Annotated in this window: 4 protein-coding genes; all 4 read left to right on the top strand. The window is 56.6% G+C overall.

All coding sequences use genetic code 11. The annotated features are described in order from the left end of the window. The first annotated feature begins 44 nt into the window (after window positions 1-44). Window positions 45-1121: a hypothetical protein gene (locus CSING_RS11610; RefSeq protein ID WP_236683979.1), complete on the top strand. Its 1077-nt coding sequence runs from the start codon at window positions 45-47 to the stop codon at window positions 1119-1121. Between the two features lie 148 nt (window positions 1122-1269). Then, window positions 1270-2562: an adenylosuccinate synthase gene (locus CSING_RS11605; protein ID WP_042532466.1), complete on the top strand. Its 1293-nt coding sequence runs from the start codon at window positions 1270-1272 to the stop codon at window positions 2560-2562. A gap of 552 nt (window positions 2563-3114) precedes the next feature. After that, on the top strand, window positions 3115-7323 hold the full coding sequence (locus CSING_RS11600) for a hypothetical protein (protein WP_042532464.1): 4209 nt from the start codon (window positions 3115-3117) through the stop codon (window positions 7321-7323). 541 nt (window positions 7324-7864) lie between these two features. Beyond that, window positions 7865-18895, top strand: coding sequence for an Ig-like domain-containing protein (locus tag CSING_RS11595; RefSeq protein ID WP_042532462.1), 11031 nt, complete (start codon window positions 7865-7867; stop codon window positions 18893-18895). Window positions 18896-19020 lie beyond the last annotated feature (125 nt).

Raw genomic sequence — 19020 nt, 5'->3', positions numbered from 1 at the left:
AGAATCCCATTTTTCCTTGGAGGTTTCCCACCGTGTCTGCTCGCATGACTACTCTCGCACTCCTCTCCGCTACCGGCTTGACGCTAAGCGCCTGCACCTTTGGCGGAGGCTCTGGTGATAAAACCGAAGAACCCACTTTAACCACGGCAGCGGCGATAACCCTGGCAGAGTCGAGCGTGGAAGCACCAACGACCTCGAGTACCTCATCGTCCAGCAGCTCGGCCGCATCTGCTACGAGCGCCAACTGCGGGGAAGGCACGAAGCTGGAGGACACCGAACTCGGTAAGGTGCTGGAGAACAAGGAGGCCTTTGTGAAGGGCTCTACCGAGAAATTCGAGGACCTCACCATCGGCGAGGATGAATATGACCCCTGCAAGTTCCTCAGTTACGTGGTGCTGGAGGGCAAGTTCGGTGGAGAATCCGTTAAAGTCCCTGCTTTCTTCGTCAATGGCAAAATCTATAGCGAGGATGCTCTTTACATCACATCCTCCTCGTTCGAGGTCAGCGAGGATGGCGAGGGCTACACCTATGAGTCCGAGACCGACGGTGACATTGTTGGTGTTGAAGGCAAAGTTTATAAGCGTCCAGGCACCGAAGCACCTATGATGGATGACTCTTTTGACGGTGTGAACTCTGACATCTTCTACCTTGACGTGAAGTCTGAGCCCACCGAGGCCGCGGACCTAGCACAAGACGAAGAAGACCTCCGCGGCGAAGAGCTCTTCACTATCGCTGCCGATGGCTGGAATATGGTCTGCGGAATCGCTGAGGAGAATAACGCTATCGACTGTGCACATGGCGATGGCGGGGGTTGGGGCGTTAAGGGCGGTAAGAGCCCAATGCCAGAAGGTATGGAATTTAACTTAGTGACCTTCCTGCCACTGGAGCACAGTACCCAGTTCAGCCAGTATGACGATGAAATCCCAACCAATGGCAAGAAAATTGAGGGCAACGGACTCTACCGAATTGGCATTGGTGACATTGAGGCTCAAATCGCCGTTGTTGATGACAACATCATCGTCAGTACCCCAGACAAGTCGAGGCTGACGTTCACCAACGACACTATCTATTTCGATAACGAGGACTCAGACGGTGACGAGACAAATACCGAAAGCGTCTAGTTGGATCTTTGCTGAAGTTGCTGCGATCGTGCCTCGTGCTGCCAGCACGCTAATTCTTGATGACCTTGTCACAAACTCACCACCACACCAGCAAGGCAGGTAAAGTAGGTGCGTATTTGACTTCAATAACTAGGAAGTGACACCAAAAATGGCAGCGATCGTCATTGTCGGCGCCCAGTGGGGCGACGAAGGCAAGGGCAAGGCCACCGATATTCTCGGCGGTAAGGTCGATTATGTAGTCAAGCCCAACGGCGGCAATAACGCCGGCCACACCGTCGTGGTCGGCGGTGAGAAGTATGAGCTTAAGCTCCTTCCGGCCGGCATTCTTTCCGAAAACGCCACCCCGGTGCTTGGCAACGGCGTGGTGATTAACCTCGAGGCTCTCTTCGACGAGATTGATGGCTTGGAGGCCCGTGGCGCCAACGCCTCCCGTCTGCGTATCTCGGCCAACGCTCACCTCGTTGCGCCTTACCACCAGACTCTGGACCGCGTGCAGGAGCGCTTCCTAGGCAAGCGCGCCATCGGCACCACCGGCCGCGGCATCGGCCCAGCCTACGCTGACAAGGTGGCTCGCATCGGCATCCGTGTCCAGGACCTCTTCGATGAGTCGATTCTGCGTCAGAAGGTGGAATCTGCTCTCGACATCAAGAACCAGATGCTGGTGAAGATGTACAACCGCAAGGCCATTGACCCAGAGCAGATCGTGGAGTACTTCCTGAGCTACCGCGAGCGTCTACGCCCGATGGTTATCGAGGCCGAGCTGGAGCTCAATCAAGCCCTCAATAACGGTAAGCACGTCCTCATGGAGGGCGGCCAGGCCACCATGTTGGACGTGGACCACGGTACCTACCCGTTCGTGACCTCCTCGAACCCCACCGCCGGCGGTGCCTCTGTCGGTTCCGGCATTGGCCCAACCCGCATCACGACCTCCCTGGGCATTATTAAGGCCTACACCACCCGCGTGGGTGCAGGTCCCTTCCCAACCGAGCTTTTCGATAAGTGGGGCGAGTACCTGCAGACCACCGGCGGCGAAATCGGCGTCAACACCGGTCGTAAGCGTCGTTGTGGCTGGTATGACTCTGTTGTTGCCCGTTACGCCACTCGCGTCAATGGTTTCACGGATTACTTCCTCACCAAGCTCGATGTCCTCACCGGCATCGGTGAAATCCCGATTTGTGTGGCCTATGACGTCGACGGCAAGCGCTACGATGAGATGCCGCTGACACAGTCTGAGTTCCACCACGCCGAGCCCATCTTTGAGACCATGCCAGCTTGGGATGAGGATATCACCGGTTGCCAGACCTTTGAGGAGCTTCCACAGAAGGCCCAGGATTACGTCCTGCGCTTGGAGGAGCTCTCCGGCTGCCGCATCTCCTACATCGGCGTGGGGCCTGGCCGTGACCAGACCATTGTTCGCCATGATGTTATGGAGGATCAGTAGTCCGGACATGTGATCCGCATAAGTACTACTTATTTATTTACCGCCCCGCTTCCTGGATGTAGCGCTGTCAGTGCTCGAGCGCTGAAGCTATACCACGGAGCCGGGGCGGTTTTCTTATGAATTGGTCCAGTCGTGTGCAGTGAAAATTCCCTGCTTGTCGACGTCCCCCCTCATCCCGTCCCGTACAAAACACCCCCAGGTGAGTTAAAGTTCTGTGGCTGGTGTTACAGGTGTGAAAGTGTGACATATTACACTTAAGTGACGGCGTGTCATGTGCGGGGGCTATACCTGCAGGTTGCGGGTGTTTGCATGACGATAACTATGAAACTATTTCTTCTATGGAATTTTAAGGTTGCTGTGCGGTTTTCCAAATGTCTAAAAGCGGATAGCATCTTAAGGGAGTTAACTTACTGATCCCTGGATTCTCTGACCTCTGTCCGGGTGATAGAAAGTGAGTCGCTCTCGGTTGCGTAAGCCGGATTCCCTACTTGCGCGGTCACGTGTCCCTAACGTGATCACCTCTAATAAGTCTTAAGGAAAGGACTTCTTGGCATGACTAAGAAGAACACTCGAGCAGCATCTGCAGCTCGCCGCCGCGGTACCACTATTGCCGCGGCCGCCCTGTCTGTTGCACTTGTTGCTCCGTTCGTACACCCGGTTGCTGCTCCGCAGAACGCTGCGGTTGCACAGGCTGAGGAAACTTCTGATTCTTCTGTTCCTGGAAGCTCCGGCAACAATCCGATTGACGCTGATGCTATTGCTAGTGGCGATGTAACTAGCGGTAGTGATCTGAAGAAGGTCAACGGTGCGCCGGTGTATAACGGTCACGTTTATCTGTTGGCCGGTCAGAACTCCCAGACCTCTGAGAATGATGGCAAGGCGCACGTGCCGGATGGTACAACGGTGTTGTTCCAGTGGATTGATGACGACGGCGCGGTCAGCCCAGTGTACTCGGCAAAGACACACTTCCTTCCGTATGGTGGAGATGGCACCACGTCTGGCCCGGGCACTTTTACTTTCGCCCCGGGATCTTGGACTGATGAGAACGGCAAGGAGCACACTTATGCCTACCGCCATAAGGCACGCATCTGGCTTGCGGAAGGGCAGACTGGACGTGCCGGTCAGCCGCTGCAGCAGGTGTACCAGTGGCCTGGTCGCTTCCCTGGTTTCTACGGTCCGACTGGTAATGAGCCGAATGGTGCGTTTGGTCTAGCGGGCCAGTACATGGCCCGCACAGCTCTTGAAGTAGTTGAAGGGCCGGCTCCGTACATGACGGCGGACCCGGCTGACTGGAAGATCGACACTGACGGCTACGACATCGCTCCGGATAGTCGTGATGACCCGAACCAGTACTACATCGAGGGTCGAGTGTGGCTGGAGTCTGAGCAACAACGCGGTCACATTGGTCTCCCGACTTCCGCAGATGAGCGATTCGTTGAAGGTTACAAGGTCGTCTCCACGATTTTGACTGATGAAGGCCTCCAAGCTGTGAAGCAGTTTGATAAAGAGCGTCCAGACGTGCGAGCGGATAAGATCCGTGAACTGTTCGAGAATAAGGCCAACCGCGATAAGTTCATCGCGCAGACGGTTGTTAATGAGACGAACAAGGACGGTTACTACCGCGCTCACTTCGATACTAAAAACGAAGAGGCGCTGAAGTACGCCTACCAGTTTGTTCAGGACCCGGAAGGAAACTGGAAGCCGACCTACGGTGCTCATGGCGCGAACCTTTTCCAGCCGCTGAACCAAAAGACTTCTGGTGCGGTGAAGAACCCTCTGGGACGTCCTGGTTGGTATAACTCTCACCTGCCTGTTGCGGTTCGCTACGTCGATGAGATCAAGGTTGTCAAGTTTGACGATGAGGATGCCAACGGTGTTGCAGTGCCCGGTCAGAAGGCTCATATTGATGTAACTCGCGTGTTTGACGAGAAGAACCCGGTTCGAGTTGTATGGCGTGACGAGCGTGGTCGTGAGCTGAAGGCATGTGACGGTCTGACCGATACGGCTGGTGCTGAAGCGTGCTCGTTCGACATTCCGGCGGACATCAAAACTCCGCAGACTATCCGTGTGGAGCTCGAGGTCGATGGCAACGTTACAGCATCTGACTCCTTCGTGGTGACTACCAAGACCGTTGTGGATCCGTCTGGTGTGAAGCCGGTCAACCCGACCGATGCGAAGCAGGACACTGGTATTGACGTCAAGAACAAGGACGACGACACCAAGATCTCTGCGAAGGATAAGAACGGCAAGGACGTTCCGGTTGAGATTGATGAGAACGGCAATGTCATCGTCACCCCGGGCACTGATGCAGAGGGTCCGATTTCTGTAACCATTGAGGATCCGGATCTGCCGAAGGATGAGAACGGTGAAAACAAGGTCGTCGTTGACGTTCCGGTTGAGAAGCCGAAAGATTCGGACAACGATGGCCTGACCGATGACAAGGAAGACGAGCTCGGTACCGATCCGAATAAGGCTGATACCGATGATGACGGCATCAACGATGGTGACGAGGTAGACGGTTCTAAGAACCCGTTTGATGAGGACGGCAACAAGGTTAAGCCGGGTGAGAACGGTGCGCCGACTGATCCGACGAAGCCTGATACCGATGGTGACGGCACCAATGATGGTGACGAGGTCAACAACAAGGATAAGGACGGCGAACCTGCTCCGACCGATCCGAATGATCCGGACTCCAAGCCGGCTGTTCCGGTTGAGAAGCCGAAAGATTCGGACAACGATGGCCTGACCGATGACAAGGAAGACGAGCTCGGTACCGATCCGAATAAGGCTGAWACCGATGATGACGGCATCAACGATGGTGACGAGGTAGACGGTTCTAAGAACCCGTTTGATGAGGACGGCAACAAGGTTAAGCCGGGTGAGAACGGTGCGCCGACTGATCCGACGAAGCCTGATACCGATGGTGACGGCACCAATGATGGTGACGAGGTCAACAACAAGGATAAGGACGGCGAACCTGCTCCGACCGATCCGAATGATCCGGACTCCAAGCCGGCTGTTCCGGTTGAGAAGCCGAAAGATTCGGACAACGATGGCCTGACCGATGACAAGGAAGACGAGCTCGGTACCGATCCGAATAAGGCTGAWACCGATGATGACGGCATCAACGATGGTGACGAGGTAGACGGTTCTAAGAACCCGTTTGATGAGGACGGCAACAAGGTTAAGCCGGGTGAGAACGGTGCGCCGACTGATCCGACGAAGCCTGATACCGATGGTGACGGCACCAATGATGGTGACGAGGTCAACAACAAGGATAAGGACGGCGAACCTGCTCCGACCGATCCGAATGATCCGGACTCCAAGCCGGCTGTTCCGGTTGAGAAGCCGAAAGATTCGGACAACGATGGCCTGACCGATGACAAGGAAGACGAGCTCGGTACCGATCCGAATAAGGCTGAWACCGATGATGACGGCATCAACGATGGTGACGAGGTAGACGGTTCTAAGAACCCGTTTGATGAGGACGGCAACAAGGTTAAGCCGGGTGAGAACGGTGCGCCGACTGATCCGACGAAGCCTGATACCGATGGTGACGGCACCAATGATGGTGACGAGGTCAACAACAAGGATAAGGACGGCGAACCTGCTCCGACCGATCCGAATGATCCGGACTCCAAGCCGGCTGTTCCGGTTGAGAAGCCGAAAGATTCGGACAACGATGGCCTGACCGATGACAAGGAAGACGAGCTCGGTACCGATCCGAATAAGGCTGATACCGATGATGACGGCATCAACGATGGTGACGAGGTAGACGGTTCTAAGAACCCGTTTGATGAGGACGGCAACAAGGTTAAGCCGGGTGAGAACGGTGCGCCGACTGATCCGACGAAGCCTGATACCGATGGTGACGGCACCAATGATGGTGACGAGGTCACCGGTTCTAAGAACGACGGTAAGCCGACCGATCCGAATGACCCGAACTCTAAGCCGAAGAAGCCGAAGAAGCCGATGATTCCGGGTCTTCCGTGGGGTCCGTCCTGGCCGGTTCCGCCGACCAAGCCGGGCGATGACAACGAGGGCAAGGACTCCGATGGTGATGGTCTGACTGACGATCAGGAAAAGGAACTGGGTACCGATCCGAATAAGGCTGACACCGATGGTGATGGCATCAAGGATGGTGCTGAAGTAGACGGTTCTAAGAACCCGTTCGATGAGGACGGTAACAAGGTTGAGGACGGCGAGAAGGGTGCGCCGACTGACCCGAAGAACCCTGATACCGATGGTGACGGCACCAATGATGGTGACGAGGTCTCCGGTTCTAAGAACGACGGTAAGCCGACCGACCCGAACGATGCTGACTCCAAGCCTGCTCAGCCTTCTGAGCCGGGTGATGAGCCGGGTGATAAGCCGGGTGACGAGCCGGGCGAGGATGGCTTGTCCTCCAACCTGTCCGAGCGTTGCGTCAACACTGGTTTGGGTATTGGTATCCCGCTGCTGTTCCTGATTCCGGTTGGTCTGGCTTCCCAGATGAACATTCCGGGTCTGTCGGACTTTATTGCTCCGATTAACAAGCAGATTCAGGATCTGAACACCCGTCTGCAGATGCAGACCAACACCTTCAATGGTCCGCTGGCCAAGCAGATGTCTGGTATTGATGCTCAGCTCAAGCGCTTTGGTGTCAACGCTAACCAGGCTGCTGGTGCTGTAGCGCTTATCTCCGCTGGTGCACTGGCTATCGGCCTGCTGGCTGATGCCTGCACACCGGGCGCTGACGAAGAGGGCTCTTCCTCCAACTAACTAAGAGGTTAAAGAGCGTGTTCTCTAAGCCGCTGGCCCCCATGCTGGCGGCCTAGAGTCCTAAGAGGTCTGGTTTAAGCGATAAGCCCACTGTTCTCACTCCCTAAAGGGGTGGGTATGGTGGGCTTTCGTGATCGGAGGGGGCGTCGGCAAGCGTGGCGTAGGCACGGTGACTGAGGGGCGCACACATGCAGTAGCGAGCTGCAAAGCGTAGTCTCTGCAGGAAAATTTGCATGTGACAAAGTCCACAGACTATGCGAACAATGCTGACGGTGTAAGTTTGTCCAGCTGGTGGGCCCACAATTAAAAATAGTTACAAGTTGTTGATGTCAAAAACTTTGCAGCGTAAACCGGGGTATCTTCCTGCGACTTTGCTCAGTACTATCGGGGGCGAACTGCTTGCTGACCGCCGGATTTTCTGACCTCTTTCTGGTGGTAGAGGTGAGTCGCTCTCGGTGTGTAAGCCGACATGTCCTCTTGCACGTTCACGTAGTTCTAGCGTGTCCAACTCTTCACAGTCTCTCAGAAAGGACTTCTTGGTATGTCTAAGAAGCATCTCAGGGTTACGTCCAGAGCCCGCCGCCGCGGAACGTCCTTCGCGGCCGCGGCCCTATCCGTAGCGCTTGTTGCCCCGTTCGTTCACCCCGTCGCAGCGCCGCACAGCGCTGCCGTTGCCGCCGCTGCCGAAATTACAGATGCAGAAGGTAATTACATCCCGGCGGACACTGGCCGCGTTTTCGACAACGGTGTTGACGATGGCGTGCTCTATGTCGGCCTCGTTCCCGAGTTCACCGATGCACAGCAAAATAACCCGCAGTATGTCCTCAAGGTTCCGCATTTGAGGAAGGCGATTTGGAATGGCGGTAAGACCCCGAAGGGGGATACGGACGCGAACGGTCAGTTCATCCGGTTCCGTGATGAGGCCCTCTACTCCCAGATCGCTCGCATGGAGTTGGTTGGTATTAACGGCGACGCACAGGGCTCGTTTACCAAGCGCGATCCGAAGGGCTCTGAGTGGGGCCTGAAGTTTGATGATTCGAGGAACTTCCCGGGTGCCTCTGGCGTGCCGTATGCTTCCTATATTCAGATCTTCTTGAAGGACGACAAGAAGATTGAAGACCTTGGCCTTCCAGCAGAAGGTTCGCAGGTTGACTACTACTGGGTTCGCAGGGACGGTCGAATCTTCAACAACTCCGTGCAGCACGTCAACATCGTTGGCGAGAATCAGTTTGCGGGGGAAAACGGCGTTCCCTCAAGCACTTTCGAGGGTCCCGGAGAGGATGTGTACCACAACGGTATCTCCAAGCAGCTGAAGTATGACCAGGAGAACGGGTCTATCAAGTCCACCACCACCGCCACGATGGCGGGCAGGAATTTCGGTGGCAACAGCTACTGGAACTGGATTCTTAACGAGAACATCAGCCCGGATATAGCGAAGCACATTACCGACGTCACGGTCTACAAGTCTGACATGGAAGGCAATCCGCTTCCGAATGCGAAGAAGTGGAAGATGGACTTCAACAAGGAGACAGGGCTCGCGACCACCGCTACGCGCCCTGAGCTGTCCTATCTCCCACACGAGCCCGGCATTGACGGGAAAACCAAGGACCAAGTGTGGTCCAATATGGACAACATCGTGGGTATCGCGGCTAACGCCACCGGTAGCTACACCATTGAGTACCAGCTCGAAGAAGGCGCTGAAAACCTCTCCAACTCTCCGTACGGCAAGCGTATTGACACCACGTCCTGGATCTCGGTGGACTTTACTGACAAATGGCCGAAGCTACTTCCCAATGCAGAGAAGCAAGACGGCGGCGCTGAGCCGAAGCTACTGAAGCAGACGCTCAAGTCTGATTACCTCAACATCGCGGATTCCGATGGCGATGGCCTGACGGATGATTACGAGCGCGACCTGGGTACTGATCCTTCGAAGGCCGACACTGATGGTGATGGCATTCGCGATGACGTTGAGGTTCTGACTGACAACACGGATCCGCTGGATCCCAAGTCCTTCAAGCCCGCTGCCCCGCAGCCGTCTGAGAAGACCGTCCTGCCTCAGCCGGAATCTTTGTCGGGCACGATTACGCGTGAGCAGGATAAGGACTCCCAGGGCAAGGACATCCCGCTGCTCGATGTCACTAACGCCGACGCAGCACCGGTCAAGATCGTGGCGGTTCCTACCGAGAAGTTGAAGGAAGACGCAGACGGCAATCTCACTTTCGATGCTGCTGATGCTGTCGACGTTGCCACGCTTGGTGACGTCGCCGCCATCCAAAAGGGCGAGTTCAAATCCGGCAAGCTTGAACTGCAAGACGGTACGGAGTACACCCTCGTTGCGGAGTCCCCGAATGGTGAGCGCACCAAGGGTGGCGCTTTCAAGGCAACCTCGGATGCCCCGACGGAAGTGACAGAGACCCCGTCCATCGAGCCAGTGAAGGCCGATGACAGCAAGGTCACCGTGAAGGCCCCTGCCGGCAGCGAGGTGAAGGTAACCCTCCCGTCCGGCACGGAAGTTACCGCAACTGAGGATCCGGACAACCCTGGCACCTTCACGGCAGATATTCCTGTGGGTGAAGAGCTTAAGGCTGACGATGAGATCACGGCTATTGCAACTGAGGCCGGTAAGAAGCCTTCTGAGCCGGCAACCGTAAAGGTTGAGGCCGCGGACGCATCGGAGCCGGAGACCCCAACCGACCCTGAGGCTCCTGGGGCTGATAAGACCTACGGCGTTGACTACCCAGCGCTGAAGAACCTTAGCGTGGACGGTGAGAACGCTACCGCTACGGTTTCTCCGAAGCTAACCCTCAACGGTGAGCCCGTGGATACTTTGCCTAAGGGATCCGAGTTCACGGCAGATACCTCCAATGCCCCTCAGGGCACTGAAGTGAGCTTCGATGAGAATGGTGTTGCAACCATCACCGTTCCGAAGCAGGAGCCCGGTGCTCCAGCCAAGGTCTTTGAGCTGCCGGTCACCGCTACTATCGATGGCAAGGAATACACCGACACCATCGTTGTTCAGGTCCCGGCTGGCGACGAAAAGCCGGCTCCGAAGGACCTGGTAGTTGACAAGATCAAGGGTCAAGAGACTTGGTCCGATGAGGCCATTGACCCGATTCAGGTTTCTGCCAAGACCTCTGACGATGCGGAGCTGTCCAACCCCACGTACGAGCTCGTTGGTGCACCTGCAGGCATCTCCATCGATGAAAACGGCAAGATCACCGGTACTCCTGCTTATAACAAGGACACCGCTGACATTGTGACCGAGAACGGCAACGCTGTCTACAACGTCACCGTCAAGGTCACCGATGGTGACAGCACCGGTACCCAGACCTTCCCGCTCGTGGTCAAGGACGCCACCGCGGACTCCGATAAGGATGGTCTGACGGACAAGGAAGAAGCCGAGAAAGGTACTGATCCGAAGAAGGCCGACACCGATGGTGATGGCCTGAGCGATAAGGAAGAAGTCGACGGCTCCAAGAACAACGGCAAGACGACCGATCCGACTAATGCCGACAGCGACGGCGACGGTGTCAACGACGGCGACGAGGTCAACAACACGGACGCCGAGGGCAACCCTGCCCCCACCGATCCGAATGATGCGAATGATAAGCCGGCAGGTCCGAAGGTAGCTGTTGATGAGTCCTCCAAGACCCCGGTGGAGCCGACTGCCAATGAGCAGTCGACCGGTGTGAAGGTGGAGAACCCGACGGGTAAGACCACTGTCACCGCTAAGGATGAAGACGGTAAGGGTGTCCCGGCCAAGATTGACCCGGAGACCGGTGAAGTCCTCGTTACTCCTGGTGAGGGTGTTGATGGTCCGATTACCGTGACCATTGAGGATCCGTCTCTGGAGCAGCCTGTTACTACTGAGGTTGCGGTCAACGGTCACGAGAAGGGCCAGGATGACAACAACTCTGAGCCTGCGAAGGACTCTGATGGTGATGGTGTTTCCGATGAGCAGGAAGCCGAGGACGGTACTGATCCGAATAAGGCTGACTCTGATGGTGATGGCCTGACTGATGGTGAGGAGAAGGAGCACGGTACCGATCCGAAGAACGCTGATTCTGATGGTGATGGTGTCAACGATGGTGACGAGGTCACGGATGGCACCGACCCGTTGAAGGCTGACTCCGATGGTGATGGCCTGAGCGATGGTGAGGAGAAGGAGAAGGGTACTGATCCTCTCAAGGCTGATACCGATGGTGACGGTCTAACTGATAAGGAAGAGATCGACGGTTCCAAGAACGGTAAGTACGGCAATGAGCCGACGGATCCAGCGAAGGCTGATTCTGATGAGGATGGTCTGACTGACCGTACTGAGATTGAGATCGGTACCAACCCGAACGTGGCCGACACCGATGGTGATGGCGCCAACGATGGTGCCGAGGTGACAGCCGGCACCAACCCGACCGTGAAGGATGAGACTCCTGAGGAGCCTGCCAAGGACTCCGATGGCGATGGTGTTACCGATGAGCAGGAAGCAGCTGACGGTACTGATCCGAACAAGGCCGATTCCGATGGCGATGGCTTGAGCGACGGTGAGGAGAAGGAGCGCGGTACCGATCCGACCAAGGCTGACTCTGATGGCGACGGTGTCGATGACGCCCAGGAGATTGAGGACGGCACCGACCCGCTGAAGGCTGACTCTGATGATGATGGCCTGAATGACGGGGAGGAAAAGGAGAAGGGTACTGATCCTCTTAAGGCTGATACTGATGGTGATGGTCTGAGTGATAAGGAAGAGCTCGACGGTTCTAAGAACACTAAGTACGACAACAAGCCGACGGATCCGACTAAGGCGGATTCCGATGGTGATGGTCTGACTGACCGTACTGAGATTGAGATCGGTACCGACCCGAACGTGGCGGATACCGACGGCGACGGCACCAACGACGGTGACGAGGTCAAGGCTGGTACTAATCCGACTGTGAAGGATGAGACTCCGGAGGAGCCTGCCAAGGATTCTGATGGTGATGGTGTTTCCGATGAGCAGGAGGATAAGGACGGTACTGATCCGACTAAGGCCGATTCCGATGGTGATGGCCTGACTGATGGTGAGGAGAAGGAACACGGTACCGATCCGAATAAGGCTGATTCTGATGACGACGGAGTCGAGGATGGCCAGGAGGTCACCGATGGCACTGACCCGCTGAAGGCTGATACCGATAATGATGGCCTGAACGACGGTGAAGAAAAGGAACTTGGCTCTGATCCGACTAAGTCCGATTCTGATGGTGATGGGCTGAGCGACTCTGAGGAAAAGGAGAAGGGCACCGATCCGACTAAGGCTGACACTGATGGTGATGGGCTGAGTGATAAGGAAGAGCTCGACGGTTCTAAGAACACTAAGTACGACAACAAGCCGACGGATCCGACTAAGGCGGATTCCGATGGTGATGGTCTGACTGACCGTACTGAGATTGAGATCGGTACCAACCCGAACGTGGCGGATACCGACGGCGACGGCACCAACGACGGTGACGAAGTCAAGGCCGGCACCAACCCGACCGCTAAGGACGAGCCTGCTCCCGAGCAGCCGAAGGTCTCCGTCGAGGGAGCTGACAAGCCAAGCACCGTTAACCCGACGGACGACGAGCAGTCGACCGGCGTAAAGGTGGAGAACCCGACTGGTAAAACCACGGTGACCGCCAAGGACGAAGATGGTAAGGGTGTTCCGGCCAAGATTGACCCGGCAACCGGTGAGATTGTTGTAACCCCGGGTGAGGGTGTTGATGGCCCGATTACCGTAACCGTTGAGGACCCGTCTCCAGATGAGCCAGTAACGGTTGAGGTACCGGTCAATGGCCACGAGAAGGGCCAGGATGACAACAACTCCGAACCTGCGAAGGACTCTGACAACGACGGCGTTACGGATGAGCAAGAGGAAGCTGACGGCACCGACCCGGACAAGGCTGATTCTGATGGTGATGGCCTGTCTGACGGTGAGGAAAAGAAGCGTGGTACCGATCCGACGAAGGCCGATTCTGATGACGATGGTATTAACGATGGTGATGAGGTTGCCGATGGCACCGATCCGCTGAAGGCTGACACCGATGGTGATGGTCTGAGCGACGGCGAAGAGAAGGAGAAGGGTACTGATCCTCTCAAGGTTGACACCGATGGTGATGGCCTGAGTGATAAGCAGGAGCTAGATGGTTCCGAGAACGGTAAGTACAACAACGAGCCGACAGATCCGTCGAAGGCTGACTCTGATGAGGATGGTCTGACTGACCGCACTGAGATTGAAATCGGTACCAACCCGAATGAGGCCGACACCGACGGTGACGGCGTCACCGACGGTGCCGAGGTCAAGGCCGGCACTAACCCGACCGTGAAGGAGGAGACTCCTGAAGAGCCTGCCAAGGATTCCGATGGTGATGGCGTCACTGACGAGCAGGAAGCTGCCGACGGCACCGACCCGAACAAGGCTGACTCCGACGGCGATGGCCTGACTGACGGTGAGGAGAAGGATCTCGGTACTGACTCGACGAAGGCGGATTCTGATGACGATGGCGTCAACGATGGTGATGAGGTCAAGAATGGCACCGATCCGCTGAAGTCTGATTCTGATGGTGACGGCCTGAGCGACGGCGAGGAGAAGGATAAGGGTACTGATCCCCTCAAGGCCGATACCGATGGCGATGGTCTGTCGGATAAGGAAGAGCTGGATGGTTCCGAGAACGGTAAGTACAACAACGAGCCGACGGATCCGCTGAAGGCTGACTCCGATGGTGATGGTCTGACTGACCGCACCGAGATTGAGATCGGTACCAACCCGAATGTGGCCGATACCGACGGTGACGGCGTCAACGATGGTGACGAGGTCAAGGCCGGCACCAACCCCACTGTGAAGGAGGAGACTCCTGAAGAGCCTGCCAAGGACTCTGATGGTGACGGTGTCTCCGATGAGCAGGAAGCTGCTGACGGTACTGACCCGAACAAGGCTGATTCTGATGGTGATGGCCTGACTGATGGTGAGGAGAAGGAGCACGGTACCGATCCGTCGAAGGCTGATTCTGACGGTGATGGTGTCAACGATGGTGATGAGGTTGCCGATGGCACCGATCCGCTGAAGGCTGACTCTGATGACGATGGCCTGAGCGACGGTGAAGAAAAGGAGCTTGGCTCTGATCCGACCAAGGCTGATACCGATGGCGATGGCTTGACCGACGCCGAGGAAAAGGAGAAGGGTACCGACCCGACCAAGGTCGATACCGATGGTGATGGCCTTTCCGATAAGGAAGAGCTGGACGGTTCGAAGAACACTGAGTACGGCAATGAGCCGACGGACCCGGCGAAGGCTGACTCCGATGACGACGGTCTGACGGACCGTACTGAGATTGAGATCGGCACCAACCCGAACGTCGCTGACACCGATGGTGACGGCACCAATGATGGTGATGAAGTCAAGGCCGGCACCAACCCGACTGCCGAGCAGCCAAAGGTCTCCGTCGAGGGAGCTGACAAGCCAAGCACCGTTAACCCGACGGACGACGAGCAGTCGACCGGCGTAAAGGTGGAGAACCCGACTGGTAAAACCACGGTGACCGCCAAGGATGAAGATGGCAAGGGCGTTCCGGCCAAGATTGATCCAGAAACCGGCGAGATTCTTGTTACTCCGGGCGAAGGTGTCGATGGTCCGATTACCGTGACCGTCGAGGATCCCTCTTTGGATGAACCGGTAAAGGCTGAGGTTCCAGTTGACGGCCATGAGAAGGGCAAGGACGACAACAACTCCGAGAGCACCGGCGGCACCCCAACCGACCCGACCGATCCAACTGACCCATCTTCTTCTGAGAAGGATTCCGATGGTGATGGTGTCTCCGACGAGCAAGAGGCTGAGGACGGTACTGATCCGAATAAGGCTGACTCCGATGACGATGGCCTGAAGGATGGTGAGGAGAAGGAGCACGGTACCGACCCAACTAAGGCTGACACTGATGGCGACGGTGTCAACGATGGTGACGAGGTCAAGAACGGCACCGATCCGAACAAGGCTGATTCCGATGGTGACGGCCTGACGGATGGTGAGGAAAAGGAAAAGGGCACCGATCCGACTAAGCCGGATACCGATGGTGACGGCCTGAGTGATAAGGAAGAGCTGGACGGTTCTAAGAACGGCAAGTACAACAACGAGCCGACGGATCCGACCAAGCGCGATTCCGATGGTGATGGTCTGTCTGATGGTACAGAGATTGAGATCGGCACCAACCCGAACGTCGCCGATACTGACGGTGACGGCGTCAACGATGGTGATGAAGTCAAGAACGGTACCAACCCGACCGTCAAGGATGAAGAAGATTCTTCTCAGAAGGATTCTGATGATGATGGTGTTTCCGATGAGCAGGAAGCCAAGGACGGTACTGATCCGAATAAGGCTGACTCCGATGACGATGGCCTGAAGGATGGTGAGGAGAAGGAGCACGGCACCGACCCAACTAAGGCTGACACTGATGGCGACGGTGTCAACGATGGTGACGAGGTCAAGAACGGCACCGATCCGAACAAGGCTGATTCCGATGGTGACGGCCTGACGGATGGTGAGGAAAAGGAAAAGGGCACCGATCCGACTAAGCCGGATACCGATGGTGACGGCCTGAGTGATAAGGAAGAGCTGGACGGTTCTAAGAACGGCAAGTACAACAACGAGCCGACGGATCCGACCAAGCGCGATTCCGATGGTGATGGTCTGTCTGATGGTACAGAGATTGAGATCGGCACCAACCCGAACGTCGCCGATACTGACGGTGACGGCGTCAACGATGGTGATGAAGTCAAGAACGGTACCAACCCGACCGCAAAGGACGAGGATGCCGCCGAGGACCCGAAGGTCTCCGTTGATGGTGCTGATAACCCGAATACCGTCGAGCCGACTGATGATGAGCAGTCGACTGGTGTGAAGGTGGAGAACCCGACGGGTAAGACCACGGTGACCGCCAAGGACGAGGACGGTAAGGGTGTTCCTGCCAAGATTGATCCGGAGACCGGAGAGATTGTTGTTACGCCGGGTGACAATGTTGATGGTCCGATTACCGTGACCGTTGAGGATCCGTCCCTGGACCAGCCCGCTACTGCTGAGGTTCCGGTTGGTGGTCATGAGAAGGGCAAGGACGATAACGGTTCTGAGAATGCTGGCGGTTCCCCAACCGACCCGACTGACCCATCTGAGGAGCCTGCGAAGGACTCTGACAATGATGGTGTTTCCGATGAGCAGGAGGATAAGGACGGTACTGATCCGAACAAGGCCGATTCCGATGGTGATGGCCTGACTGATGGTGAGGAGAAGGAGCACGGTACCGATCCGACCAAGGCTGACTCTGACGGTGATGGTGTCAACGATGGTGACGAGGTCAAGAACGGCACCGATCCGAACAAGGCTGACACTGATGGTGATGGTCTGAGCGACGGCGAAGAGAAGGAGAAGGGTACTGATCCTCTCAAGGTTGATACCGATGGTGACGGCCTGAGTGATAAGCAGGAGCTAGATGGTTCCGAGAACGGTAAGTACAACAACGAGCCGACGGATCCGAAGGAGGCTGACTCTGATGAGGATGGTCTGACGGACCGTACCGAGATTGAGATCGGTACCAACCCGAATGAGGCCGACACCGACGGTGACGGCGTCAACGATGGTGCCGAGGTCAAGGCCGGCACTAACCCGACCGTGGAGGAGGAGACTCCTGAGGAGCCTGCGAAGGACACCGACAACGATGGTGTCTCCGATGAGCAGGAAGCCGAGGACGGTACTGATCCGACCAAGGCTGATTCTGATGGTGATGGCCTGACTGATGGTGAGGAGAAGGAGCACGGTACCGATCCGAACAAGGCCGATTCTGATGGCGACGGCGTCAACGATGGTGACGAGGTCAAGAATGGCACCGACCCGAAGAACGCTGACTCCGATGGTGATGGCCTGAGCGACGGCGAGGAGAAAGAGAAGGGTACTGATCCTCTCAAGGCCGATACCGATGGTGATGGCCTGTCCGATAAGCAGGAGCTGGATGGTTCCGAGAACGGTAAGTACAACAACGAGCCGACGAATGCGACCAAGGCTGACTCCGATGAGGATGGTCTGACGGATCGTACTGAGATTGAGATCGGTACCAACCCGAATGAGGCTGATACCGATGGTGACGGCGTCAACGATGGTGACGAACTCAAGGCCGGCACCAACCCGACGGTCAAGGACAAGCCTGCTGATGAGCCCGGTGCCGGCGAAGGCACAGGTGAAGGCGAAGGCACTGGCAACGGTGGGGACAATGGCGCTGGTGAGGAGACCGTGAAGCCGTCTGTTGACCCAGTCAACGAAGGTGACACGGAGATCTCCGGTGAGGCTGCGCCGGGTACGGATGTCACGGTCACGGTGACGGACCCCGAAGGCAATACCAAGTCCGAGGACACTGCCACGACTGATGACGACGGTAAGTGGTCCGTCACGCCGGATAAGGGCGTGGAAGAGGGCGACAAGGTCACTGTTGAGGATGAGAAGGGTAACTCTGAGACCATCACGGTTGGTTCCCCGTCTGATGATGGTGGTGAGAATGGTGCAGAGACCATCAAGCCTTCCATTGATAACGTCACCGAAGGCGACAAGAAGATCTCCGGTACCGGTAAACCTGGTTCCACGCTGACGGTTACTGTCACTGATGCCGCAGGCAAGGAGACTGAGAAGACCGTCACTGTCGGTGAGGACGGTACCTGGAGCGTCGAGCCTGGGGTTGACCTGAAGAAGGGTGACAAGGTCACAGTTTCCGATGAGTCCGGTAACGAGCAAAGCGTCGTTGTCCTGGGGGCTGAAGCACCTGAAGACAACGGCAATGGTGACGGACGCCCGACGAAGCCGATGAACCCGAGTCTTCCATGGGGTCCGTCTTGGCCGATTGCTCCGTCCAAGCCGACCACTCCGGAGAAGCCTTCTGAGGGCGAAGGCACTGAGTCCCACGTCCTCGACGTCGAGCCGGTGAAGGAAGGTGACTCCACGGTCAAGGGCACTGCTACGCCGGAGACCGAGGTTACTGTCACTATCGTCGGCAAGGATGGCAAGGAGAAGTTCAAGGATGAGCACGTTGCCGTCGATAAGAATGGCAAGTGGAGCCTTGACCCGAAGGTAGACATCACTGCGGGCGATAAGGTCACTGTGACGGATTCCGAGGGTGAGGAGGACTCCGAGGTTGCGACCCCGAAGGAATCCACGACCCCGGACTCCCCGGCACCGAAGCCGGATGTGGAATTCGGCTCCTCCGAGCGCTGCATTGAGACTGGCCTGGGTGTTGGTCTGCCGCTGCTGTTCCTCATCCCGGTTGGTTTGGCTTCCCAGCTGGCTATCCCGGGTCTGAAGGACTTCATCGCGCCGATTAACAAGCAGATCGCTGACATCAACGCACGTCTGCAGATGCAGGCAGGCGTGTTCAACGGTCCGCTGGCGGACCAGATGGCTGGCATCAATACTCAGCTCAAGCGCTTCGGCGTTAGCGCTGGCTCGGTAGCGCTGGTTGCCGCTGGTGCACTGGCTATTGGCCTGCTGGCTGATGCCTGCGCACCGGGTGCTTCTGAGGAAGGTTCCTCTAAGTAAGTACCGCGTGTGAACCACACCCCCTTTCCCCACTGCCATCTTTCGGCGGTGAGGGAAAGGGGGTGTGGGGATCATTGGGGGGACGTCGCCAAGCAGCACGGCACCAAATGTGTGCGATAATTCGA

Origin of the sequence: Corynebacterium singulare (assembly GCF_000833575.1) — a bacterium.
Lineage (GTDB): Bacteria > Actinomycetota > Actinomycetes > Mycobacteriales > Mycobacteriaceae > Corynebacterium > Corynebacterium singulare.
Note: the sequence above shows the minus strand (reverse complement) of the source record. Positions and strands in the feature narration are given on the sequence as shown.

What these genes read in the sequence shown, in the direction of transcription:
- CSING_RS11610 (WP_236683979.1), top strand. Translation starts at nt 45, where the DNA reads ATGACTACTCTCGCACTCCTCTCCGCTACCGGCTTGACGCTAAGCGCC.
- CSING_RS11605 (WP_042532466.1), top strand. Translation starts at nt 1,270, where the DNA reads ATGGCAGCGATCGTCATTGTCGGCGCCCAGTGGGGCGACGAAGGCAAG.
- CSING_RS11595 (WP_042532462.1), top strand. Translation starts at nt 7,865, where the DNA reads ATGTCTAAGAAGCATCTCAGGGTTACGTCCAGAGCCCGCCGCCGCGGA.